Origin of the sequence: Lysinibacillus phoenicis (assembly GCF_047238325.1) — a bacterium.
In the GTDB taxonomy this organism is placed as follows: domain Bacteria; phylum Bacillota; class Bacilli; order Bacillales_A; family Planococcaceae; genus Lysinibacillus; species Lysinibacillus irui.
In genome coordinates this window covers 1,818,293-1,843,980 of sequence record NZ_JBDFMP010000002.1, presented here as the reverse complement: position 1 = coordinate 1,843,980, position 25,688 = coordinate 1,818,293, and the positions used below count along the sequence as shown (strand labels likewise).

23 protein-coding genes are annotated in these 25,688 nt (G+C 37.1%); 18 read left to right on the top strand and 5 right to left on the bottom strand.

Annotated elements, in window-relative coordinates; genetic code table 11:
* Window positions 1–137: 137 nt before the first annotated feature.
* The 3 genes from ABC382_RS10870 to ABC382_RS10860 form a co-directional block, all read right to left on the bottom strand.
* On the bottom strand, window positions 138–1,799 hold the full coding sequence (locus ABC382_RS10870) for a peptide ABC transporter substrate-binding protein (RefSeq protein ID WP_322604653.1): 1,662 nt from the start codon (window positions 1,797–1,799) through the stop codon (window positions 138–140).
* A 906-nt stretch (window positions 1,800–2,705) separates the two neighbouring features.
* Window positions 2,706–4,391 (bottom strand): methyl-accepting chemotaxis protein, encoded by a 1,686-nt coding sequence (locus tag ABC382_RS10865; RefSeq protein WP_412926810.1) that lies wholly within the window; start codon window positions 4,389–4,391, stop codon window positions 2,706–2,708.
* A gap of 250 nt (window positions 4,392–4,641) precedes the next feature.
* Window positions 4,642–6,336: an Rqc2 family fibronectin-binding protein gene (locus tag ABC382_RS10860; protein WP_274795906.1), complete on the bottom strand. Its 1,695-nt coding sequence runs from the start codon at window positions 6,334–6,336 to the stop codon at window positions 4,642–4,644.
* 260 nt (window positions 6,337–6,596) lie between these two features.
* Between ABC382_RS10860 and ABC382_RS10855 the strand changes: the two genes are divergently transcribed.
* The 15 genes from ABC382_RS10855 to spoVM all read left to right on the top strand — a co-directional run bounded on the left by ABC382_RS10855 (window position 6,597) and on the right by spoVM (window position 21,011).
* Window positions 6,597–7,472, top strand: a complete 876-nt coding sequence (locus tag ABC382_RS10855) for a YicC/YloC family endoribonuclease (protein WP_274795907.1) — start codon at window positions 6,597–6,599, stop codon at window positions 7,470–7,472.
* 43 nt (window positions 7,473–7,515) lie between these two features.
* On the top strand, window positions 7,516–8,133 hold the full coding sequence (gene gmk, locus ABC382_RS10850; protein ID WP_274795908.1) for a guanylate kinase: 618 nt from the start codon (window positions 7,516–7,518) through the stop codon (window positions 8,131–8,133).
* Window positions 8,134–8,137: 4 nt separating this feature from the next.
* Window positions 8,138–8,365 (top strand): DNA-directed RNA polymerase subunit omega, encoded by a 228-nt coding sequence (gene rpoZ, locus ABC382_RS10845; RefSeq protein ID WP_274795909.1) that lies wholly within the window; start codon window positions 8,138–8,140, stop codon window positions 8,363–8,365.
* Window positions 8,366–8,490: 125 nt separating this feature from the next.
* Complete coding sequence (gene coaBC / locus ABC382_RS10840; protein WP_274795911.1) at window positions 8,491–9,495, top strand: bifunctional phosphopantothenoylcysteine decarboxylase/phosphopantothenate--cysteine ligase CoaBC; 1,005 nt, start codon at window positions 8,491–8,493, stop codon at window positions 9,493–9,495.
* Entirely contained in the window at window positions 9,492–11,903 is a 2,412-nt protein-coding gene (gene priA / locus ABC382_RS10835) for a primosomal protein N' (RefSeq protein WP_274795912.1), read from the top strand. The genes coaBC and priA overlap by 4 nt, the downstream gene beginning before the upstream one ends.
* Before the next feature lie 86 nt (window positions 11,904–11,989).
* On the top strand, window positions 11,990–12,484 hold the full coding sequence (def, locus tag ABC382_RS10830; protein ID WP_274795913.1) for a peptide deformylase: 495 nt from the start codon (window positions 11,990–11,992) through the stop codon (window positions 12,482–12,484).
* A gap of 1 nt (window position 12,485) precedes the next feature.
* On the top strand, window positions 12,486–13,427 hold the full coding sequence (fmt, locus tag ABC382_RS10825) for a methionyl-tRNA formyltransferase (protein ID WP_274795914.1): 942 nt from the start codon (window positions 12,486–12,488) through the stop codon (window positions 13,425–13,427).
* The gene (rsmB, locus tag ABC382_RS10820; RefSeq protein ID WP_312506791.1) at window positions 13,424–14,785 is read left to right on the top strand and encodes a 16S rRNA (cytosine(967)-C(5))-methyltransferase RsmB; all 1,362 of its coding nucleotides are present in this window, start codon (window positions 13,424–13,426) and stop codon (window positions 14,783–14,785) included. The genes fmt and rsmB overlap by 4 nt, the downstream gene beginning before the upstream one ends.
* Window positions 14,785–15,927, top strand: a complete 1,143-nt coding sequence (gene rlmN, locus ABC382_RS10815; RefSeq protein ID WP_274795916.1) for a dual-specificity RNA methyltransferase RlmN — start codon at window positions 14,785–14,787, stop codon at window positions 15,925–15,927. The genes rsmB and rlmN overlap by 1 nt, the downstream gene beginning before the upstream one ends.
* A gap of 6 nt (window positions 15,928–15,933) precedes the next feature.
* Window positions 15,934–16,683, top strand: coding sequence for a Stp1/IreP family PP2C-type Ser/Thr phosphatase (locus tag ABC382_RS10810; protein ID WP_274797276.1), 750 nt, complete (start codon window positions 15,934–15,936; stop codon window positions 16,681–16,683).
* Window positions 16,684–16,685: 2 nt separating this feature from the next.
* Window positions 16,686–18,674 carry a Stk1 family PASTA domain-containing Ser/Thr kinase gene (gene pknB / locus ABC382_RS10805; RefSeq protein ID WP_412926809.1) on the top strand — a complete coding sequence of 663 codons (1,989 nt, stop codon included), beginning with the start codon at window positions 16,686–16,688 and terminating at the stop codon, window positions 18,672–18,674.
* Window positions 18,675–18,685: 11 nt separating this feature from the next.
* Window positions 18,686–19,570: a ribosome small subunit-dependent GTPase A gene (rsgA, locus tag ABC382_RS10800; protein WP_274795919.1), complete on the top strand. Its 885-nt coding sequence runs from the start codon at window positions 18,686–18,688 to the stop codon at window positions 19,568–19,570.
* Between the two features lie 2 nt (window positions 19,571–19,572).
* Window positions 19,573–20,241, top strand: a complete 669-nt coding sequence (gene rpe / locus ABC382_RS10795) for a ribulose-phosphate 3-epimerase (protein WP_412926808.1) — start codon at window positions 19,573–19,575, stop codon at window positions 20,239–20,241.
* Entirely contained in the window at window positions 20,238–20,891 is a 654-nt protein-coding gene (locus ABC382_RS10790; protein WP_312506788.1) for a thiamine diphosphokinase, read from the top strand. Before rpe ends, ABC382_RS10790 begins: the two co-directional genes overlap by 4 nt.
* An 18-nt stretch (window positions 20,892–20,909) precedes the next feature.
* Complete coding sequence (gene spoVM / locus ABC382_RS10785) at window positions 20,910–21,011, top strand: stage V sporulation protein SpoVM (RefSeq protein ID WP_099805045.1); 102 nt, start codon at window positions 20,910–20,912, stop codon at window positions 21,009–21,011.
* A 97-nt stretch (window positions 21,012–21,108) separates the two neighbouring features.
* Here spoVM and rpmB read toward each other — a convergent pair whose 3' ends face one another.
* The gene (gene rpmB / locus ABC382_RS10780; RefSeq protein WP_274795922.1) at window positions 21,109–21,297 is read right to left on the bottom strand and encodes a 50S ribosomal protein L28; all 189 of its coding nucleotides are present in this window, start codon (window positions 21,295–21,297) and stop codon (window positions 21,109–21,111) included.
* 167 nt (window positions 21,298–21,464) lie between these two features.
* Complete coding sequence (locus ABC382_RS10775) at window positions 21,465–22,205, bottom strand: IclR family transcriptional regulator (RefSeq protein WP_412926807.1); 741 nt, start codon at window positions 22,203–22,205, stop codon at window positions 21,465–21,467.
* A gap of 275 nt (window positions 22,206–22,480) precedes the next feature.
* Between ABC382_RS10775 and ABC382_RS10770 the strand changes: the two genes are divergently transcribed.
* The 3 genes from ABC382_RS10770 to ABC382_RS10760 all read left to right on the top strand — a co-directional run bounded on the left by ABC382_RS10770 (window position 22,481) and on the right by ABC382_RS10760 (window position 25,668).
* Window positions 22,481–23,353 carry a dimethylarginine dimethylaminohydrolase family protein gene (locus ABC382_RS10770; protein ID WP_412926806.1) on the top strand — a complete coding sequence of 291 codons (873 nt, stop codon included), beginning with the start codon at window positions 22,481–22,483 and terminating at the stop codon, window positions 23,351–23,353.
* 14 nt (window positions 23,354–23,367) lie between these two features.
* Entirely contained in the window at window positions 23,368–24,129 is a 762-nt protein-coding gene (locus ABC382_RS10765) for a dimethylarginine dimethylaminohydrolase family protein (protein WP_274795925.1), read from the top strand.
* A gap of 111 nt (window positions 24,130–24,240) precedes the next feature.
* Complete coding sequence (locus ABC382_RS10760) at window positions 24,241–25,668, top strand: amino acid permease (protein ID WP_274795926.1); 1,428 nt, start codon at window positions 24,241–24,243, stop codon at window positions 25,666–25,668.
* Window positions 25,669–25,688: the final 20 nt, after the last annotated feature.

Below are 25,688 nucleotides of genomic sequence, written 5' to 3'. Positions count from 1 at the left end.
AAAACTCCTCCTTCTATTTGTCAATTTTCAGACAAATAAATGCCTTCGTATTTTAAAAAGAGCTGACCCGCGCCGTAGTGGCTACGAGGCAGCTCTTGCTGTAGAGCTAAAAAAGCAAGATAAAATAATATAAATAATTATTTTTCTTCTACTACAACCTCTTTAAGTGGAATGTTACCAAGAACATCTGCTTGCATGTTTTTCACGTTATCGTGTACTACAGAAAGATTAGTGTAGTAGTAGATAGGTGCAACAGGTAAATCAGTCATGATAACTGACTCTGCTTGTTTTAGAAGCTCAAGACGTTTAGCAGGATCTGTTTCTAGGTTAGATTGATCTAATAACTTTTTATATTCTGGGTTTTCCCAACCAGTATCATTGTTACCATTTTCAGCAGTATCATAGATTTCTAAGAATGTATATGCATCATTATAGTCACCAGTCCAGCCTAGACGTCCAGCTTGGTAGTCTAATTGATTAAGTTTCTCTAGGTAAACTTGCCATTCAGAGTTATCAAGACCTACCTTAATACCAAGGTTTTTCGTCCAGCCCTCTTGAATAAATTGAGCGATCGCAGCATGTGCTTCACTAGTGTTGAACGAAATGTTTACAGTGATTTCAGATGGATCTTTAATACCAAGTTCTTTCATACCAGCTTCAAGTGCAGCTTTTGCACCTTCAATATCGTTATCTTTGAAGTAACCACGGTCCTCTTCAAAACCACTAACAGCGATTGGCACCATACCTAATGCTGGTTTTTGCTCACCTTTAGTAATATTGTCAATTAAACCTTGACGATCGATTGCTAAAGTTAACGCTTTACGAATGTTAGCGTTTCCAGTAAATTTATCTTTTGTATTTAGTTTATAAACATATACTGAAGCCTGGTCAGCAATATTTAATGAACCATCAGCTTTAAATCCTTCGATTGAATCAAGTGCAACAGATTGGTATGGAGCACCAAGATAATCAATTTCGCCAGCTTTAAACATTGTAGCAGCAGTTGTTTCAGATTCAACCATACCGATATTAATTGTCTCTAAAGAAACTTTATCTGCATCCCAATATTCTGGGTTTTTCTTTAATACGATTGCGTCGTTGTGTCTCCATTCACCTAAAGTGAATGGTCCGTTTGTTACATAGTCATCACCAGCATCTGTATACCACTCATCATTACCTTCAACTACTTTTTGGTTTAATGGTGCGTATGTTTTGAATGCTGTTAATTCTAAGAAGTAAGGTGTTGGGTTTTCTAATGTTACGACTAATGTTTTATCATCTTCTGCTTTAACACCTACGTCATCAGCAGAACCTTCACCGTTGTTATACGCGGCAGCACCTTTAATTGGGTAAAAAATTGAAGCATACTCAGAAAGATTATCTGGGTTTAATGCCCATTTCCATGCATATTCAAAGTCCTTTGCCGTTACTGGATCTCCATTTGACCATTTATTATCACGTATTGTGAATGTGTAAGTTTTTTGGTCCTCGCTAATCGTCCAGTCAGAAGCTGCAGCAGCAACTGGTTTAGCATTTTCATCTAATGTTGTTAAATTTTCAAATACATTTGTAAGAATAGCACTAGAAGTTGTATCAGTTGCTAATCCTGGGTGTAATGATGGTGGCTCAGAAGTTACTACTAAGTTTAATTCGCCGCCTGAAGTTGTTTCAGAAGAACCTGAATCTTTTCCATCGTCTTTTGATTTTTCAGACGAATCTCCACCGAAGCCACATGCAGCAAGTACTAAAGAAAATACTGCAAGAACTGTTAGTAATAAAAACTTTTTGTTTTTATTCATGTGAATCCCCCTTATACAATTTTTAAGCCTTTTGTGAAGCTCCTATTTAATATACCAAAAAAATCATTGTGCACAAAATAAAAAAGATTCAAATTTATATAGTATTATCTGACATTTAAGAGTTTAATAAATTTTTCCGATTTATCACACTAAAGAAACAGAGTGTTTATATAATAAAAATTTGATAATTACCTATTCTGAATATCAAAAATAAAATAAAAATAAAAAAATGATTTACTATACGGAAAATTCCTATTTTTTTGATAATATTATCAATATTTAAAAAATGAATCGAAAGTCATAGATGTATAACCTTGAGGGAATTGTATAGATTTGTAGAAAATCTAAGTAAAACTAAGTGAATTAGTTTCTTTTGCAGGTAATTTCTTGCAAAATATGATCTCGAAACATGAATATTTTTATCTATTAATGATATATAAGAAACTTGTTTTGTAATTTTCTAGTATTATCCAATTGTGGATGAAGGCAAGAAAAAATAGAGCAATTGTATGAAAAATGGTACCCAAACTAAGAAAAAAATGGATTTAGTGAGAAGAGAAAATAAGGGATTATGTTTTTTTGAAATAATTTCCGTGCTAGTTATATATACATCCATATATGCAAATGAATATTGTTTTATTCAGCAATTTATCATAAAGGGAAGTCACGGTTTTTGCCAGATGTTTACCAAAGTAATCCACTTTACTAGTTTTGTTTTTTTGAGGATGTCAATTGTCTTGCTGAAGAGGATTCAGCATGCAAATAATTACTAAAAATCTGACTTTTAATCTGCTGAAAACGTTATCAATAACCTTGAGAAATGATTTTCTTTCAAAAGCTAGGAGCTGTCATGTAAAAAAAGTACAAAAAAAGTGCATTCATATATATGAAATGCACTTTTTTTAGTTATAGTTTAAAATTATTGATTTGATTCTGTAAATCTAAGGACTTTTCGCTTAAATCAGAGGCCACCTGATTGACTTGCTGCATCGTTATGGATTGCTCCTTGCTTGCTGTAGCGATAATTTGTGTACTTTCTGAGCTAGTTGAAGCACCTTGGGCAATTTCTGCGACAGAGGCAGCTACCTGTTCTGCGCTGGCTGAAATTTCTTCTGAAGTAGCCGATATATCTTCAATTTGATTTGTCATATTATTTATTGCTTTTTCGATAGCTTCAAATGCTTGTCCTGCATGTCCAATGATTTTCACACCCTCTGTGACAGAGTGCAAACCATCTAAAACAGCTTTTTCTACATTGCTTGTATCTTCTTGAATATCCTGGGTTAATGCAACAATTTGATTAGCTGATTGCTTAGATTCCTCAGCTAATTTGCGTACCTCGTCTGCAACAACGGCAAATCCTTTGCCATGCTCTCCAGCACGTGCAGCTTCTATTGCTGCATTGAGCGCTAATAAGTTTGTTTGATCTGTAATGGCTGTAATGACAGCAGTTATTTGACCTATTTCTTCCGATTGTTTGCTCAATTTTTGGACAAGAGTATTAATTACTTGCGTAGACTCATCAATTACATTCATTTGTTGTTGGGCCTCATCTACTGTAGTGTTTCCGTTTGTTGCCAATTCAGATGCTGAAACAGCATTATGAAGCAGCTGTTGAGTTGCCTCTGCTATACGTTGGACACCTATAGCTGTTTCATCCATTGCATGTGCACTTTCGTTAGCGGCAACTGTAGCAGCTACAGCAGCATTCGCTGTTTCATTTATACGTATTGTGATCTCATCTGCTGAGGCAGTAACTTCTTCAGTTGATGCAGAAAGCTCTTCTACTGAAGCCGTTAAATGCTCTGCATTGTCTTGAATATGAGTTAAAAGATTTTTCAAGTTCCCCTTCATGGCATTAAATGCTGATGAAAGCTGGCCAATCTCATCCTTAGATTGGTAGGTAATGTCTTGATGATACAATTCACCACTAGCAACATGATTAGCTGCTTGAACAACAGCTTTTAAAGGACGAGAAGTCGTTCGTTGTATATAGATCATGAGGAAAATGCCTAGAATAACACCGATAATAATAGCGATAACTGAAATAATTTGAGAATTGAATACTGCTTGCTTAGATTCTTTTGTGACGGCTTCCAGTTGATCTTTTTGGTAACTAACGATTTTATCGGAAACATCTTGTATTCCTTTGTTAGCTTGTTGCACATCACCATTCACTTTTTGCAAAGCGCCTTCAAGATTGCCTGCTTCAAAAAGTGCTAGTGCTTCTGTTGCTGACTCATTAAAACGATCATTATATGTATTTAAGTCTTTTGCATAAGCTTCCATTTCAGCTGAAGTAGATTTTCCGGTCATTTCCTCCACATGCTTGTCTAGCATATTTGCGTATTGTGTAAAGCTTTCTTTATTTGCAGGTTTGTCTTCGATGATAATGGCACGAATGAAGAGCCCTTGCATAGCCATTTCAAATTGAATATTATCTGCTAGTTCTACTAGGGCAACGTGACCTTCCAATGCATTTTCAATCTTCTTTTCTATGTTTGAAAATAACAGAAACATTATCACCAATGAAATAATTAGTGTCAAAATAATTGTAAAGAAACCAAAGCTTAATTTTTTTCCTACAGACATATAGATACGCCCTTTCCGAAATGCTATACAAGTTTTTATACTTTAATTTAGCTTTTAAGAAAGATAGAAGTCAATAAGCATTGAAGGAAACAGTTCAGATTATTCATATGTTTATTTTAAGTCATTATAATAAGGAAGATTGTCTGTGGAAATTTATCAAAATCTGTTCCTGTTTCTCGTTTTATAGTACGGATTACGTGTGTGTATTATAAAAAAGAAACCGATACAAATTGTATCGGTTTCTATCTCTTTATGACTGTTTTTTTAATTGTAAAATGACAGCTTCGTCTGGGTCAATATACAGTGTTTTTTGTTCAAAGTAAATCACAAAACCGGGTTTGGCACCATTTGGTTTTTTAACTTGTCGGATTTCTGTGTAATCTACTGGCACTGAGGAGGATTCTCTAGCCTTAGAAAAATAGGCTGCTAGCGTAGCTGCTTCACGCAATGTTGTTTCATCAGGTTCACTGGAATGGATAACAACATGGGATCCAGGAATATCCTTTGTGTGTAGCCAAATATCTGTACGTTTTGCTATTTTAAATGTTAGCATGTCATTTTGTTTATTGTTTTTTCCAACAGAAATCGTTATACCTGTCGATGATACATAACGCTCTGGCTCAGGTTTCACTTGTTTTTTCTTTTTTTTCGCATGACGTAATTTTAAGTAACCTTGTTCTGCCAATTCTTCACGAATTTCCTCAATATCTCCAGGAGAAGCTTGCTGTACTTGCTGAGCAAGCATTTCAAAATAGGCAATTTCTTCTGTCGTTTTTTCAAGCTGCTCTTGAACCATAATCAAAGCATTTTTTGCCTTTGTATATTTCGTATAATAACTTTGAGCATTTTCAATAGGTGTTTTACGTTCACTTACTGGAATCGTAATCTCTTCGCCCGTTTCACTATAGTAATTTGTAACCGTAACTTCTTTAACACCTTTTTCAAAGGCATAAATATTGGCCATTAAAAGTTCACCATATAGTTGGAATTGATCAAGCTTTGATGCACGCTCATAGTCCTTTGTAAGCTTTTTCGTTTTTAAGGATAGTTTATCAATTTCATTTTGTAGCCAGCGCTCTAAGTCTCCTGCTTGTTGTTTGACACGATCTCGCTCAGCACGTGCAAAGAAAACGCGGTCAAGTAGTTCATGAACATTAGGATAAACGGTTACTTCACCTTGCAAATGAGTCAGATCAATAGGTGAGAAGTATGTTTTATTATTGTAGATGGCATACATTGGCTTCGTGCCACCATTCGCAAAGGAACCCATAAAATCTTTGAAGCATGTTAGTGTATCCGATGCTGTAGTCAAACGGAACAATAATTCTTCAGCGTGAAGAGGTGAAAAACCAGCGAACTGTGTTACAACCTCTTGCGTTGTCCTTGCTTCAGCAAAAAACGATGTTAGCTCATCATCTGTAACCGTTAGAGGATTCCATTTATTTTGTGTAGGCGGTGCAATATAAGGTTGACCAGGTAACACAGTACGGAAACTATTTACGGATGGAGGTAAATGTTTTAAGCTATCAATAATTTTTCCTTGCTCTTGATCGATTAACAATAGATTACTATGTCTACCCATAATTTCAGCATGTATTTCCCTTACAATCGGGTCGCCAATTTCATTTTTGCTTTCAATTTCTACTATTATAATACGATCAAAATCACGCTGTTTAATGGAAGAAATAAAACCGCCCTCTAAATGTTTACGCAAAAGCATACAAAACATAGGGGGCTCTGCTGGGTTATCAATCGTATGCTCAGTTAAATGAACACGTGCATAAGAAGAATGGATTGAAAACAATAATTTATGATTCTTTCCATTTGCACGCACATGTAATACAACCTCTTGCGCATTAGGTTGATGTATTTTCGTAATTCGACCAGTGACAAGCTGTTGTAGGTCGGCGGTCATTGAATAAGTAAATAAACCATCAAATGCCATATGAATTCCTCTTTCCAATGATATCAAGCATCTTGGTACTTTCGTATTTTTTCATCATGCATTTGCTTTTGCAGTCTTTAAGCTCCTACAAATACACTGTTTGTATGTTTATCATAGCATTTTTTAGGTGAATATTAAAATATAGCTTCAATTGTGGTAGAATTAGCTTTTACTCTATCCAATTTTTTTTGGAGAGTCGTCATAATCGACAGAGCTTATGTTATAATAATCCCAGTATGCAAAGAAAGGTGTGACGAACCTTGGTGCGTAGTATGACTGGTTTTGGCAGAGGTGTCACAACAACTAGAGACTTTCAATTAACCGTGGAAATGCGCTCGGTCAACCATCGCTTTTTAGAAATCAATGCAAAATTTCCGAAAGAATGGCTTGAAGCAGAAATTTTTGCTAAAAAACTTATTTCTCAAGCTTTGTCACGCGGCAAAATTGATGTGATGGTATATGTGAAGGACTTAGATAACGTAGAGCAATCTATTGAGATTAATTGGTCATTAATTGAAGCGTATCGTAAGGCAAAGGAGCAATTAGCTAGTAAAGTACCACTTGAAGAAAAATGGACGATGCAAGAGCTTTTATCATTGGAACAGGCACTTGTACAACAAAAGCCACAACTTACACCTGAGGATTTACTTAGTGCTGTTGAACAAGCGATTTTACAAGCGATTGAACAGCTCGTACAAATGCGTGAGCGTGAAGGGCAAGAACTGCAAGAAGTTGTTGTACAATATAAAGAACAGTTAATGGAACAGGTGAATCAGATTCGTTTATGTTCTTCACTTGCTGTTGAAAAATATCGTACACGATTAGTAGAACGAATTTCTGAAATTGCAGATGGCACATTGTTAGAAGATCGTTTACTAGCAGAAGTAGCAATTTTTGCAGAACGTGTAGATATCTCCGAAGAATTAGACAGATTAGATAGTCACTTCAACCAGCTTGAAGAAACATTACTCGAAACGATTTCAGTGGGACGAAAATTAGACTTTTTAATGCAAGAAATACATCGTGAGATCAATACGATCGGTTCAAAGAATCAATCGACAGAAGCAGCTGTTGCTGTTGTTCAGGCGAAAACAATTTTAGAAAAGATGCGTGAGCAGGTTCAAAATATCGAATAACTTGCACGTGTCTGTTATAAATTAAGGGAGATATAGAGAATAAATGATAAAAGAACGTGGATTATTAATTGTTCTGTCTGGCCCATCTGGTGTAGGTAAAGGGACAGTGCGAAAAGAATTATTTTCTCAGCCGAATACGAATTATGAGTATTCCATCTCGATGACAACACGAAATCCTCGCGAAGGTGAAGTAGATGGTGTAGACTATTTTTTCAAGACGCGTGTAGAATTTGAAGCGCTAATTGAACAAGGTGGCTTATTAGAGCACGCTGAATTTGTCGGTAACTATTATGGTACACCACTAGCGTATGTGAATGAAACGCTGGATGCAGGTCGTGATGTATTTTTAGAAATCGAAGTGCAGGGTGCAGCACAAATTCGTAAAAAAGCACCAGATGCCTTGTTTATTTTCTTAGCCCCTCCAAGTTTAACGGAATTAAAAGATCGTTTAGTTGGACGTGGGACAGAAACAGAGGATATCATTGCAAAACGCATTGCTACTGCAAGTGAAGAACTTGAAATGATGAGCTTGTATGACTATGTTGTGGAGAATGATGAAGTGACGAATGCCTGTGATCGTATTAATGCGATTATCAAAGCTGAGCATTGTCGTAGAGAACGTGTTGAAAAAAGATATTTGTCAATGTTGAGAGGAGAATAAACCAATGCTATACCCATCAGTAGATGCTTTAAAAAAAGAAATCGATTCAAAATATTCATTAGTGAGCCTTGCTTCTAAACGCGCTCGCCAAATGCAAGAAGAACAAGACACAGAACGCTTACACAAGTATGTTTCTCATAAATACGTGGGTAAAGCACTTGAAGAAGTAGCGGCAGGTGTACTTACGAAAGTATCACAGGATGAGTCTGCTGTGTACGAAGACGAAATCTAACATCCATGTAAAACACTATGTTTACGTGTATGCTAGTTTGCAGTAGATTTTGATTATACAGAATGCCGTGAGCTCCCAGGGAATCCTTCTTTGGGAGCTTATCATTTGAAAGGAAGACACCTAGCATGAATAAAAATATTTTACTATGTGTTTCAGGCGGGATCGCGGTTTATAAGGCTGTGGCGCTCGTTAGTAAGCTGTCACAGGCGGGGGCAAATGTAAAGGTCGTCATGACTGCTTCTGCTAGACAGTTTGTGAATCCGTTAAGTTTTCAAGTGATGTCCAAAAATGATGTTTATTTTGACACCTTTGATGAAAAAGATTCAAGGGTGATTGCGCATATTGATTTAGCGGATTGGGCTGATTTGATTTTAGTAGCACCAGCGACAGCAAATATAATTGGAAAATTAGCCAATGGTATCGCAGATGATATGATCACAACAACTCTTCTTGCTACTACTGCACCTGTCTGGATTGCGCCAGCAATGAATGTGCACATGTACGACCATCCAGCTGTAAAACGTAATTTGGATAGACTATCTGCTGATGGTTATCAATTTATTGAGCCTTCGGAGGGGTTTTTAGCATGTGGTTATGTCGGAAAAGGACGTCTAGAGGAACCAGAAAAAATTACTGCACTTGTGCAAGATTTCTTTTCAGGGAAAACTAAACCATTAGCAGGTCAAACAGTCCTAGTAATAGCAGGTGCCTTACAAGTGCCAGTGGATGAACAGCATATGATTAGCCCACAGGCAAACGGTCAAATCGGACATGCTTTAGCAGATGAGGCAAAAAGGCTAGGCGCCCATGTAATTGAAATAGAAAATAGCAATTTATATGATGTGATTCAACAACTGGAAGCCTATAAAATTCAATATCCACAAGCATTTTTTATTTATGCAGCGAATGTACCAACCATCGAGAAAACGCCTATAGTTTCTGTAGAAGGAATGAAAGCAGTCACTTTTGGACAGCAAGTTCAAGGCAAACCGATGTTTAACATACTTTCTGATAGCTGGATTGATTTTAGTGACCAAGCGCAGCTTAATGGCCAGTTCTTAGCTACTTCGAATCCTCAGTTTTTTGCACAGACACTTTGGTCTCATATTATAAAGGACGAGGCACAATGAGTATTTTAATCGCGGAGGTCATTGTAGATGTCTCTACCTATCATGTAGACCGTCCATTTGATTATCAAGTACCTCCAGAATGGGAAAGTGTCATTGAATTAGGATGCCGTGTTAAAGTGCCATTTGGTCCAAGGAATGTATTAGGATTTATCGTAGGTTTGAAACATGAAACCGATGTTCCATTGAATAAATTAAAGGGAATCACTCAAATTTTAGATATGGAGCCAGCGCTGACAGAAGAAATGCTTCAAATGGCGAAGTGGTTAAAAAATAACACCATTTGTTATGAAATTGATGCATTACAAGTGATGTTACCATCTGCACTGCGAGCTAAATATGAAAAAATAATTAAGTTACAAAAAAATCAAACTTTGCCAGAAGAAGTGCAGCCTATATTCGGTAAGCGCCAACAAGTTAATTTTAAAGAATTTGAGCGAGAAGGTTTACTTCCTCTATTGAAGCAACTGGTTGCAGAGAACATTGTTACAATCGAAAATGTTGTGAAGCAACAGGGGAATGTGAAAGAGATACGTATGGTTCAAATTACAGCAGACCAACAACTTGTTGAACGTGCTTTGGGACAATCCTCTAGAGCAGTTAAACAACGGTTATTACTGCAATGGATGTGTCAACACCTAGGCGAAATATTGTCGCCCCAGCAGATTTGTGACGAAGCAGGGGTTTCTTTATCAGTATTAGAGGCAGTAATTGATAAAGGAGCTGCTCAATTTATTCAAGAGGAAGTATTTCGTGATCCATTTACGAAAGAAGTTTCACGTACGCAAGCCTTACAATTAACAGATGAGCAGCAGGTTGCTCTACAAGCTATTAATACAGCTATGGAGCAGCAAACAGCTGAAACATTTTTATTACATGGTATAACAGGGAGCGGCAAAACAGAGGTTTATTTACAAGCTATACAGAAGGTATTAAATGATGGAAAAGAAGCTATTATGCTTGTACCTGAAATTTCTTTAACTCCACAAATGACTGAACGATTCCGTAGTCGCTTTGGTGAGATGGTTGCTGTTATGCATAGTGGGTTATCTGTTGGTGAGAAGTATGATGAATGGCGTAAAATTCAACAAGGCAAAGTGAAAGTTGTGGTCGGTGCTCGTTCAGCTATTTTTGCACCCTTTACCAATATAGGTCTTATTATTTTGGATGAGGAACATGAATCAACTTATAAGCAAGAAGATTCGCCTCGTTATCATGCAAGAGATGTAGCCATCTGGCGAAGCGAATTTTATAAATGTCCTATTATTTTAGGTAGTGCGACACCAGCGTTAGAGTCATTCGCCAGAGCTAAGAAGGGTGTTTATACGCTGCTTTCATTAAAACAACGAGCCCTACATCAAGCCCTGCCCACTGTTTATATTGCAGATATGCGTGAAGAGCTTCGACAAGGGAATCGTTCTATGTTTTCACAATCACTTATTGAAGCAATCCGCGTAAGACTTGAGAAAAAAGAGCAGATGGTGCTCTTTTTAAATCGTCGTGGCTATTCGTCATTTGTACTTTGTCGGGATTGTGGCACGGTTGTACAATGTCCAAATTGCGATATCTCTTTAACCTATCATCGGACAACTGAAAAATTAAAATGTCATTATTGTGGTTATGAGGAGCATGTTCCTCAAATATGTCCGCAATGTCAAAGTGATCATATTCGTTATTTTGGTACAGGTACACAAAAAGTAGAGGAAGAAATTTATAAGTTGTTCCCTGAAGCAAGAGTATTACGAATGGATGTTGATACAACAAAGCATAAAGGGGCACATGAAGAAATATTGGAGACATTTGGAGCAGGACAAGCAGATATTTTATTAGGTACTCAAATGATTGCAAAGGGCTTGGACTTTCCGAATATTACACTAGTAGGTGTACTTAGTGCCGATACATCTCTACATTTACCTGATTACCGGGCAGCAGAACGCACATTTCAGCTACTAACACAGGTAAGCGGTAGGGCTGGACGACATGATAAGCCAGGGGAGGTTATTATTCAGACGTATACACCTGAGCATTATGCCATTGAATTAGCTAAAACGCAGGATTATGAACCTTTTTATGAACGGGAGATGTTTTTAAGAAGACGTTCAAGCTATCCACCCTATTATTTTGTAGCTCTTATACAATTATCTCATGAAGATGTCATGATGGCCGCCGAATATGCAGGCCGAGTGGCAGATTGGCTACGTGAAAATTTATCGAATCAAGTAGCAATTATTGGACCAACAACGGCGAGTATTGCTCGCCTCCAAAATAGATATCGTTATCAATGTTTGATAAAATATAAAATTGAACCAAATCTAATTCCAGTGTTACAGCGCCTGCTTGCCATGTATCGAGCAGAATGGATTAAACAGGGAATATTAATGACGGTAGATTTAGATCCGTCTACTATATAGTGAAAACAGCGGCAATATCCGTTTACAAAAATACCTTTCAAGGTTTTTGTAAAGGAAGGCTTTAAAGCAGAAATGAGGAAATAAAGATGGCTATTAAAAAAGTAATTGAAAACCCAGCAAAAGTACTATCAACACCATGTGCTGAAGTGACAGAAATTAATGATGAAATTATTACATTACTGGATGATTTATATGACACAATGGTGGAATATGATGGTGTAGGTATCGCAGCACCACAAATAAATGTTGGCTTGCGAGTTGCCATTGTGGAGCTAGGTGAGGAACGTGATATTTTAGAAATGATTAATCCAACTGTCATTGAAACAGATGGAGCAGAAGTAGATATCGAAGGTTGTTTGAGTTTTCCGGGATTATATGGTGAGGTTGAACGACCTACTTATGTAAAAATTGAAGCATGTGACCGTGAAGGGCGTGTTTATGAATTAGAGGCGGGAGACTTTGATGCCCGCGCGATCTTACATGAAATCGATCATTTAGATGGGGTACTTTTCGATTCAAAAATTAAACGTATTGTAACAGCAGAAGAACTTGAAGAAATGTACGCAGAAGAGGAGGAATAAAATGACGTCTATTATTTTTATGGGGACACCTGACTTCTCTGCGCCTATTTTGCGTATGCTACATGATGAAGGGTACGATATTAAAGCAGTTGTGACACAACCAGATCGTCCAGTTGGACGTAAGCGTATATTAACACCACCACCTGTGAAAGCTGCAGCTTTGGAGCTTGGCTTACCAGTTATTCAACCAGAAAAATTACGCGGCTCTGAGGAGTTACAGCAAATTCTTGCCTTACAGCCTGATTTAGTCATAACAGCAGCATTTGGACAAATACTACCAAAGGAATTATTAGATGCTCCAGCTCTTGGCTGTATTAATGTCCATGCTTCTCTACTACCAAAGTATCGTGGAGGTGCTCCTATTCACCAAGCCATTATAGATGGTGAAAAGGAGACAGGAGTCACAATCATGTATATGGCAGAAAAACTGGATGCTGGAGATATTATTTCCCAAAAAGCTATTCCGATTGAAGAAGATGATCATACCGGTAGACTTTTTGAAAAGTTAAGTATGGTTGGCCGTGAATTATTAAAGGATACACTTCCTTCTATTATTAATGGTACAAATAGTCGTACAGTTCAAGATGAAGCACAGGTTACTTTTGCAAGCAATATTTCCAGAGAGCAGGAGCGCATTGATTGGACAAAGGATGCTGCTACTTTATACAATCAAGTACGTGGTCTTCATCCATGGCCAGTAGCGTATACAACTTTTGAGGATGGTAACTTTAAAATTTGGTGGGCGACTATTGGTAATAGTAAGCATGAGGTGAACCCAGGTTCGGTAGTTGCGATTGCAAAAGATCATTTTGAAGTTGCAGCTGGCAATGGAACAACGTTAGCCTTATATGATATCCAACCTGCTGGTAAAAAGCGCATGACGGCAGAGGAATATTTACGTGGCACAGGTTCTAAATTACAGATTGGGGACCAATTTAAATGAGTAAAAAAAGTGTAGTTATTTGGGATGGAAATGTGCGAGATGCTGCATTATCTATTCTGTTAGCAGTTGATAAAAATCAAGCCTATAGCAATTTATTGCTAAATGAAACCATTAAAAGACATAAAATAGAAGCAAAAGATCGCGCATTATTAACTGAAATTACGTATGGAACATTACAGCATAAAATGACGCTCGATTTTTATTTAGAGCCTTTTATTCGCGGTTCAGTCGATCATTGGGTTCGTTGGTTATTAAGAATATCCTTATATCAAATTCATTATTTAACGCGCATACCACCGCATGCCGCTGTAAACGAGGCAGTAGAAATTGCCAAGCGTCGAGGACATCGTGGAATTGCTTCGATGGTCAATGGTATTTTAAGATCAATATTACGAAGTGGTGTTCCTTCTACAGATAGTATTGAGGATCCGATCGAGCGTCTTGCTATTGAAACTAGTCATCCAGAATGGTTAGTGCAACGATTTGTAGCAAACTACGGTCTAGAAGTAGCAACAGCCATGTTACAGGAAAATAATGTTCCACCTGTGCAAACAGTGCGTGTAAATACTACAAAAGCATCAGTTGAACAAGCTATTGAGGAACTAGAGAATGAAGGATTAACAGCACAGCAAAGTGATATAATGCCTGAATGTTTACATGTAACAAATGGACAACCAGCACGCACAAAAGCATTCAAAGAAGGTCTTATTACTATACAGGATGAAAGTTCAATGATCCCTGCTAAAGTGTTAAATCCATCTCCAGGTATGCGTGTCTTGGATATGTGTGCAGCTCCGGGTGGAAAGACAACACATTTAGCTGAAATAATGAACAATGAAGGCTCCATTTTAGCAACAGATCTTCATCCACATAAATTAGATTTAATTGACCATAATACAGAACGTCTTGGGCTGGATATTGTAGAAACAGCTCCAATAGATGGACGTAAAGCAGCAGAATTTTTACAAGCAGCGTCTTTTGATGCCATTTTAGTTGATGCACCGTGTAGCGGACTAGGAGTTATGCGACGTAAGCCAGATATTAAATATACAAAACGAGAAGAAGATTTAGAAAATCTTCAAAAGATCCAATTGGCCTTACTTGATGCAGCAACAAAAGTATTGAAAATAGATGGGAAGCTTGTGTACAGTACTTGTACAGTAGATACTCAAGAAAATGAAGGCACAGTTAAAGCCTTTTTAACAGCACATCCAGAAATGGAAGCTATACAACTAGAATCTTTACCAACAAAATTAGCGGAAAAGCAAGCTAATGGCATGCTTCAAGTCTTTCCACAAGACTTTGGTAGTGACGGTTTCTTCGTTGCTGCCTTTCGTAAAAAAGGAGAATCCAACTAATGGTGGATCAAGAAAAATTTAATGAACGTATTAACGATTTAGTTGATGAAGCGGAAGACAAGCCCGTACGTCGAGTGAAAAAGGAAAAACCAAATTTAAAAGAGTCTATTTACTCTTTACAGCCACACCAGTTAGAAGAGTGGTTAAAGGAAAATGGCGAAAAGCCTTTCCGTGCTGCTCAAATTTTTGACTGGCTATATAATAAACGAGTGAAAACTTTTGAAGAGATGTCCAATCTTTCAAAGGGATTGCGTGAAAAGTTAACTGCCAATTTTGCTTTATCCACATTATCAACCATTATTAAGCAAGAATCTAAAGATGGTACAATTAAATTTTTATTTCAATTGCAGGATGGCTATTCAATAGAAACGGTGTTAATGCGCCATGATTATGGAAACTCTGTTTGTGTAACAACACAGGTGGGTTGTCGAATTGGCTGTACGTTTTGTGCTTCTACTTTAGGCGGCTTGAAGCGCCATTTATTAGCAGGGGAAATCGTGGAGCAAGTTGTCAAAGTCCAGCAGACTTTAGACGAAGTAGGTGAGCGAGTATCCCATATTGTTATTATGGGTATCGGCGAACCTTTCGATAACTATGATGCAATGATGAACTTCTTAAAAGTAATTAACCATGAAAAAGGATTAAATATTGGCGCACGTCATATAACCGTTTCAACATCAGGTATAGTTCCTAAAATTTATCAATTTGCGGATGAACAATTACAAATTAATTTTGCCGTATCTCTACACGCACCAAACCAAGAAGCACGTCAAAAGTTAATGCCTATTGCACGTGCATATAAATTAGATGAATTAATGGAGGCAGTTCGTTATTATACTAAAAAAACAGGTCGACGTGTGAGCTTTGAATATGGATTGATGTCTGGTGAAAATGATTCAGTAGAAATTGCAGAAGAGTTATCTGCATTAATTAAAGGAATTAAATGTCACGTTAACTTAATTCCTGTTAACTACGTGCCAGAACGTGATTATGTACGTACGTCTCGTAGTCAAATTTTTGCTTTTGAAAAAACTTTAAAGAAAAATGGTATTAACGTAACAATCCGCCGAGAGCAAGGTTCAGATATAGCAGCTGCGTGTGGGCAATTACGTGCACAAGAGAGATCTGAAGAAACGAGGTGACCAGTGTTGGAATACACAGTCGAAAGTGATATTGGTTTAAAACGATCAATTAATGAAGACCGTGCTGCATTCTTTAAACGTCCTGACGGGCTTGCATTAGCACTTGTAGCGGACGGCATGGGTGGTCATAATGCTGGTGATGTGGCAAGTGATATGGCAATTAAACAGATGGAATCCTTTTTTTTACAGGCAGACGCGCATCATTTTGTATCAACAACATCAAAAAAAGAATGGTTATTACAAACAGTTAAGCAAATAAATAAAACAATATATGACTATTCTTTATCACATGAAGACTGTAAAGGAATGGGCACGACGTTTATTGCGGTGTTAATAGAAGAGCATCATTGCTTCATTGCACATGTTGGAGATAGTCGTGTGTATTATTTCTTTGAAGATGGTGCACAACAAATAACAAGAGATCATTCATATGTAAATGTACTGGTTGAAAATGGCGAAATAAGTGAAGAAGAGGCTTTGACACATCCGAAGAAAAATTTCATTTTAAAGGCTGTTGGAACAGAAGAAACAATAGAACCAGACTTTTATGAAGTTGATTTAGCATCAGAATCGTATTTACTCATTTGTTCAGATGGATTAAGTAATAAACTTACTGTATATGAAATGGCATCTATTATTACGTATCCAGATTCCATTGGGGAGAAAGGGCGTAAGCTTGTAGAATTAGCAAATGCCAGCGGGGGAGAAGATAATATCTCCCTCGTGCTACTAACAAAAAAGGATGAGGAGGTGTAAGAATGCTTGTAGGTAAAAGAATTAGTGACCGTTATAAAATTTTAGAACTCATTGGCGGCGGTGGTATGTCGAATGTTTATTTAGCACATGACATGATATTAAACCGTGATGTAGCCATTAAAATATTACGTTACGATTTTTCCAATGAGGATGAATTACATCGACGTTTTCAACGTGAGGCACTGTCTGCTACAAGTCTTACACATCCGAATATTGTTAATATTTATGATGTAGGTGATGATGGAGATCTACATTATATTGTGATGGAATATGTTCAAGGAAAAACGTTAAAGCAGTACATACAAGAATTTGCACCTATTTCACCTGCCAGAAGCGTGCACATTATGAAGCAATTAACATCTGCAATTGCCAATGCACATGAAAATCATATCATTCACCGTGATATTAAACCGCAAAATATTTTAATGGATGCAGAGGGCAATGTTAAAATAACTGATTTTGGTATCGCCATGACGTTAAGTGCTACATCGTTTACACAAACAAATTCAGTGTTGGGTACGGTGCATTATTTATCACCAGAGCAAGCCCGTGGTGGTACGGCAACAAACAAATCCGACATTTATGCACTCGGTATTGTTTTATATGAATTATTAACAGGTGAATTACCATTTTCTGGTGAATCAGCGGTTTCAATTGCACTCAAACATTTGCAGAAAGAAACGCCTTCTGTCCGTGCTTTCGATGCAACTATTCCACAAAGTTTGGAAAATGTGGTGCTTAAGGCAACAGCGAAAGAGGCTTCTCATCGTTATAATACAGTCGAAGAAATGTATGATGATTTAGAAACAGTATTATCACCAAATCGAATAAATGAGCCAAAATTTGTCGTGCCAGTTGATAATGATGTGACAAAAGCCATTCCAATTATTAAAGAGCAGGTTCTGAAAAAGGACGAAGATTTAACCAAAACAAGAGTTATTGAACCGATTGTGGAAGTTAAAGCTCCATCTCAACCAAAACCTAAAAAAAATAGTGAAAAACCAACTCCAGTGAAGTCAAAAAAGAAAAATTGGCCAAAGTATATTGCTGGATTACTTTTAGTAGCTATTGTCATCTTCTTATTCTTTTTATTTGCAACAGATGCATTTAGCCCGAAAAAAGTGGCAGTACCTGATGTAACAAATTTAACCGTAGAGGACGCTACAAAGAAATTAGAAGCTGAGGGATTTGTCGTTGGTGATGAGCCTCAGGAGCGGAATCACGAGGAAATTGAAAAGGGTAAGGTTATCGAAACAGATCCAGCTAAAAATTCAATGCGAGCAAAAGGCTCAGAGATTGACTTAATTGTTAGCTTAGGTGTAGAGATGACGACCGTTGATAATTATGTAGGACAAAATTATAGTCAAGTCGAAGCTTTAATAAAAGGAAAGTATAAAGAGGTTATAAAAGAGGATGTTCCTTCTCGTGAACCAGAAGGCAGGATTATTGAGCAAAGTATTCCCGCAGATACAGAAGTGGTAGCAAAAGAGGAGACTATAACGTTTAAAGTAAGCCAAGGTGTTAGGATGGTAAGGGTTGAAAACGTTGTAAATTATACGAAAGCTGATATGGATGATTATGTGAATAGAGTGGGTCTTAACTGGCGTATATCTCGTGAAGAATATCATGAGTCGATCCCAGCTGGTAGTGTGATTTCACAATTAACAAATGCAGGTACTATGGTGGAGGAAGGTTCTGTTATATCGGTTGTAATGAGTAAAGGACCAGCTAAAAAGCCAGAGAAAACATTAATTATCCCTGTAAATATTGAGTATAAACCTACAGAAGAGGGAATAGAGCAAAAAATTCGTATTGAAATTCAGGATAAAAATCATACATTTTCAGAACCAGTTAAAGAATTTTCGATTGTAGAGGATACGACTTACAATATACAGCTTGTTATTGAAGAGGGCAAAGATGCAAGTTATAGAATTATTCGTGACTCAGAAATAATTTTAGAAGACAAAGTTAATTATAAAGATGTCAATTAAGGAGGAATTGGATGGCGCAAGGCCAAATAAGAAAAGCATTAAGCGGTTATTACTATGTTTATGATGGTCAGCAACTTATACAATGTCGAGGGCGTGGGGTTTTTCGAAATCGTGGAGAATCTCCGCTTGTCGGCGATATGGTAGAATATACAATGGAAACAGAAGGTTCGGATGGCACGATTCAAAAGATATTAGCGCGTCAAAATGAATTGGTTCGTCCGCCAATTGCCAATATTGATCAAGGTATTTTAGTATTTTCCGTAAAAGAGCCAAATTTCAATACCATTTTACTAGATCGCTTTTTAGTGGTGTTAGAATCATTCCATGTACATCCTATTATTTGTTTAACAAAAATGGATTTACTAAATCCTGAAGAGCGTAAGGAATTACAGCAGTATATTGAAGATTATCAAAGCATGGGCTATACAGTTTTACAAACTTATAAAGATGAAGAAGAGTTAATTGGACGTTTACAGCCTATTTTAAAGGGTAAAACGACTGTATTAGCAGGCCAATCTGGCGTTGGTAAATCAACATTGCTTAATACATTAATTCCTGATCTCAATTTAAAAACAGGCATAATCTCGCAAAGTTTAGGACGAGGAAAACATACCACTCGTCATGTTGAGCTTATTGAGGTATGTGATGGTTTACTGGCAGATACTCCTGGATTTAGTTCTTTTGATTTTGATGAAATTGAAAAAGAGGAACTAGGTGCATGTTTTCCGGAAATGGCTAAAATTGCGGATGATTGTAAATTCAGAGGTTGTTTACACTTGAAAGAGCCAAAATGTGCAGTAAAGGCAGCAGTAGAAGCGGGGGATATTCGTGACTACCGCTACAAGCATTACGAACAGTTTATGCAAGAAATTATCGACCGAAAGCCGAGGTATTAATCATGATACAAATAGCACCATCAATTTTAGCAGCGAATTTTGCAAAATTAGGAGAAGAAGTGAAGGAAGTAGAGCAAGCGGGTGCAACACTAATTCATATTGACGTAATGGATGGTCACTTTGTGCCAAATATTTCATTTGGTTCTATCGTATTAGATGCAATCCGTCCTTTAACTGAACTACCTTTAGATGTGCATTTAATGATCGAAAATCCAGATCAATATATTGAACAGTTTGCTAAAGCTGGAGCAGACTATATTACAGTACATGTGGAGGCATGCCGTCATTTACATCGTACTATACAATTAATTCGTTCTTACGGCGTAAAGGCTGGTGTTGTATTAAATCCACATACACCAATAGAATCCATTCAACACATTTTGGAAGATATTGATATGGTATTATTGATGACTGTCAATCCAGGCTTTGGTGGACAAAAATTTATTCATTCTGTTGTGCCTAAAATTGAAGCATTATCGACAATGATTAAAGAGCAAGGTCTTGATATCGCCATTGAAATTGATGGAGGTATTACTGCTGAAACGATTGTTCCATGTGCACAGGCTGGAGCGACTATTTTTGTGGCAGGATCAGCAATTTATAGTAAAGAAGATCGAACAGCTGCACTTCAAGAGATTTTAGCGGCTGGTGAGGCTGCGATTAAAGGATGACGACAGTCGTTGTTTGTGCAGGTGGACCAAAACAAGAACTTTGTTCATTCTCTTCATTTCAACAACAACAGGATGTCGTGTTTATTGGAGCGGATCGTGGAGCTTTATATTTAATTGAGCATGGGATTACCCCTCATGCCATTGTTGGTGACTTTGATTCCTTAACCGACGAGGAGTATCAATTGGTAATGGCACAAACAGATGATCAGCAGCGTTTTCAGGAAGAAAAAAATGAAACAGATACGGATCTAGCTTTGCTGAAAGCCTATACGTATGCGCCTCAAGAAATTATTTTGACGGGTGTTACGGGTGGACGTTTAGATCATTATGAGGCAGCTGTTCGTTCCATTTATAGATTACAAAAAGAGCACCCTCATGTTGAGCTGAAGATTATCAATCATTCAAATATGTTGCAATTTTTACTACCAGGTAACCATACGATTTATGCAGATAGTCGATACCGATACTTGTCCTTTTTTGCTCATGAAGAGCCTATTCAGGAAGTGACATTGCGACAAGTAAAATATGAAACAACGAATGAGGAAATTTCTTTAGGAACAACTCGATTCACAAGTAATGAAATAATAGGAACTTCAGGGTCTATATCTTTCTCACGAGGCATATGTTTAATGATAAGAAGCATAGATTAGCGTAAGGGGGAGAGAGTCCTGAAAGTATATACGTTCCAGCTGCCGAAATTTGTGAGTAGTATCACGCGTACTTGTATTAACCTATTTAAAAAAGATAAGAAAGTAAAAAAATCCGACTGATGTTAGTCGGATTTTTTACTTTACTTCTATTTATATACTAATGAAAGAAAAAAATCGATTTACGCTCAATGCGAAATCGATTTTTTAGAAGCTGCGATTAAACGCGCTCAATTTTACCTGATTTTAATGCACGAGCAGAAACCCATACACGTTTTGGTTTACCGTCAACTAAGATACGAACTTTTTGAAGGTTAGCACCCCAAGTACGTTTGTTAGCGTTCATAGCGTGGGAACGGTTGTTACCAGTACGAGTTTTACGTCCAGTGATTACACATTGTTTTGGCATGTTGTATTCCCTCCTTACTGTTGATGCTGAAAGATTATTATTTCAGTTCGGTATTTCACATACCATAATAATTTAACATACGATGGCGTTCAGTGCAACAGTTTTCACATAACCTTTCAAGAAAAAAACCTTTACAGGCAAAAAAACGTAAAAAAAGTGGTCCTCTATCATTTTCCTCGATAACCAAGTTTCATTGACACACGTTTGCCAGTATCAACTAAACGCTCAATTAATGTATTAATATGGTCTTGAGAGACATTAAAATTCACAAAGCCGATGCTTACTGCCCCAATCACTTCCCCAAAACCATCTATAACAGAAACTGCAATGGAGGACGTACCTGCAGATCGTTCCCCATGACTAATCGCATATCCTTGTTGCCGAATTTGGCAAAGCTGTTCCTCTATTTCAGCTATTTCATCTTGCATTACAAGCTGCTCTAAAATTTCTTTGGATTGTGTGTCGGGCAGAGAGGCAAGAATGGCTTTATTTGCCGCACCGATATGCATAGGTATCCGTATACCTAGCTGGTCATAAATTCGAATAGGATTTGCTGCACTGTCTATTCTTTCAATAATAATAGTATCTAAACCGGCTGGCTTACTTAAATAGACGCTTTCTTCAACCTCTCTTGCCAAGCGCTCTAACTCAGGTCTAATTTTACTAATATAGTCCATTGTGTCATACACTTGTAGTCCAAGCTCCATCCATATTGTCCCAAGACGATAGTGCTTCGATTGCTCATCTTGCTCAATCATACCTTGTTTAATCATGGCCTTTAAAATTCTATGTAAAGTACTTAAGGGTAAATCGCATTTTGTAGAAAGCTCTGAAATGGACAAGCTACTGTCATTTGCTTCAGAAGCTAAAACCTTCGCAATCGTCATAGCTCGCTCTAATAATTGCATTTGTCCCACCTCCCTTCATCCTATTTTATTTTTATTCTTCATCTACGTCTAGTTCCAAAATTTCTAAGTGGTTAATGTTTCTCAGGTCAGGTTCAAATTGATATCTTTCATGATCAGTATAGGTTTTTCTACGGGAATGTAACTACATAACAATAAAAGAAAAATAAAAAGTTTTCTAAATATATTGACAGTATAGCATAAAACGAATATATTCTTCATATAAACTTTCCTCTTAACGGAAACGTTTTCCACTACACGGAAATGAGGTGAAAGGAATGCATTATTGTTCATCAATGTATGCACCTTTGAAACGCGTTATAGTAAAACATCCTAAAGACGCTTTCCGAAACCAAGCACATCTTGCGGATGAATGGAAAACATTTAACTACTTATCAGAGCCTAACTATGAGGAAGCTCTAAGTGAATATGCGGAATTTGTTGGAATTCTTGAAAAGTATGTTGATACGATTGATTATTTGCCGGAAGCAGATGAAGTAGGATTGGATTCCCTTTATGCGCATGACCCCGTCAAATTCACGCCTAGCGGGGCCATTATACTAAAATCAGGTAAAACATTAAGACAGCCAGAAGCAGCGGTGTATAAAAATTTTTTACAAGATAGAGGTATCCCGATCATTGGAGAACTCTCTGGGGAGGCTGTTTCTGACGGAGGAGATATTGTTTGGCTTGATGATCGAACGCTTGTGGTAGGTAGAGGATATAGAACAAATGATGAAGCCATTCGTCAGCTAAAAGAAATGACAGCTGACATTGTAGATGAGTTTATTGTGGTACAGCTACCACATGATTTAGGTGAAGCTGAATGTCTACACTTAATGTCTTTCATTAGTATGGTAGATCATGATCTAGCAGTAGTGCATTCACGTTTAATGCCAGTCTTTTTCCGTCAGCTGCTAATTGAACGTGGTATTCAATTAATAGAAGTACCGAAGGAAGAGTATGACGCACTGGGCTGTAATGTCTTAGCGCTTGCACCTAGAGTTTGTGTTATTCCAGAAGGAAATCCGGCAACAAAGCAACAGCTAATTGATGCCGGTGCGACAGTTTATGAATATAAAGGCAATGAAATTACAGTTAAAGGAACAGGTGGACCAACATGTCTAACTTGTCCAGTTATAAGAGGATAAAGGAGAAGAAGAATATGTTTAAAAATGTTATTGTTAAAAATCCAGGAAATAGCTTTATCAACGGTTTAACGACTAGTGATTTAGGAAAACCCATTTTAGAAAAATTGTTTGAGCAGCATGAAAAATATGTAGAAGCTTTAAAAAAATGTGGTGTTGAGGTAACCCAATTACCAGCAAATGAAGCTTTTCCAGATTCTACATTTGTAGAAGATACTGCTGTTTTAACACCTGAATTTGCTATTATTTCAAACCCAGGAGCAGAGGCTCGAAACCGTGAAATTGAAGAAATTGAGCCTGCTGTTAAGCAATTCTATGAAAAAATTTACTATATTAAAGGCTCTGGAACACTCGATGGTGGAGATGTATTGCAAGCAGAGAAGAAGTTTTATGTAGGAATCTCCGACCGCACAAATGAAGAAGGTGCACAGCAATTTAAAGAAATAGTTGAGCAAGAGGGTTACGAAGCAACTATCATCCCATTAAAGGAATTCTTCCATTTAAAAACAGGTATTGCCTATGTAGGGGAAAATCGTATGGTGGTAGCTGGAGAATTTGTGGATCATCCTGCATTTGAATCTTACGAAAAAGTTGTCATTCCTAAAGAAGATGAATATTCAGCAAACTGTATTCAAGTAAATGATTATATCATTATCCCAGCTGGTTACCCGGAAACAAATCGAAAATTACTAGACCTAGGTTATCAAACAATTGAACTTGAGATGTCTGAATTCAGAAAACATGATGGTGGCTTGAGCTGTTTATCATTACGTTTTTAAGTAATTATCATATGGCCCAATCAATTTAAAAGGGATAAATTGATTGGGTACTTTCATTCTATAAATATCAGAATATTTAATATTTTTACATTATATGGGAAGTAGGGATGGATGTTGAATAAAGGGGATCAGCTTCATACTAATCAATTAAATCGTTCGATGAAAAGTCGTCACTTGTTGATGCTTTCACTTGGTGGAGTTATTGGAACGGGTTTATTTTTAAATGTTGGCTATACCATTAATCAAGCTGGGCCGGGTGGCGCTTTAATCGGCTATTTGTTTGGTGGTTTAATTTTGTTTATGGTTATGAATTGTCTTGGGGAATTAGCTGTTTATATGCCTGTTACGGGCTCTTTCCAAACTTATGCAACACGCTTTATTAGTCCCTCAGCAGGTTTTTCATTAGGTTGGATGTATTTTGTCGGTTCTGCTGCCACAGCGGGCGTTGAATTTACAGCAGCAGGCATTTTAATGCAGCATTGGTTTCCGACAGTGCCAATTTGGATATGGTGTGCTGTATTTATGGTTCTTTTATTTGTCTTAAATGCCTTAACAACAAAGGGCTTTGCTGAAGCGGAATTTTGGTTTGCCAGTATAAAAGTAATTGCAGTCATTGCCTTTATTATTATAGGAGGAGCGGCAATATTTGGTGTAATTCCTCTGGCAGATCGTCCAACTCCACATTTGACAAATTTAGCACCGTCTGGCTTATTCCCAGCAGGTATTTCCATTATTTTTGTCACAATGATGAATGTTATTTTCTCTTATCAGGGATCAGAGCTTGTTGGAATTGCGGCAGGTGAAACAGAAAGTCCTGAAAAAAATATCCCAAGAGCAATTCGTACAATCCTGTTTAGAATTATTGTCTTTTATATTGCCTCTATTATTGTATTATCAGCGATATTCCCAGCATCTGAGCTTGGTCTAATGGAAAGTCCATTTGTAACGTTGATGAATTTAGCTGGTGTTCCTTATGCAGCAGGTATTATGAATTTCGTTATATTAACGGCGATTTTATCTGTCGGGAATTCATGTCTGTATGCCTCTACACGTTTATTATTCTCGATGTCACAAGAGGGGATGGCGCCTAAATTATTTGGCAGACTTACTAAAAATAAAGTGCCTTTAAATGCCCTTATTTTTACTATGGTTTTCTCTCTATTATCGTTATTAACAAGTGTAATGGAAGCCGACGCAGTATTTGTTTTACTCATGTCCGTGGCAGGGATATCGGTTACAATTTCTTGGATGGGAATATGTGCTTCACAATTAATGTTCCGTCATCGTTATATAAAGTCTGGTGGAAAGTTGGATGATTTAAAATTTAAAACGCCACTATATCCGTTAATTCCCGTATTTTGCATTGTCTTTTGTTTTTTAATTTTAGTATTTTTAGCGTTTGATCCTACCCAAAGAATTGGTTTGTTGTATGGGATTGGCTTCTTTATTGCCTGTATGATTTTTTATCAATTGAAACTAAAAAAAGCAAAGACTGCAACGACAGAGAGCAAAACGGAAGAGTCAGTAGAAATTCGTTAAAGTATAAATGAACGAATTTG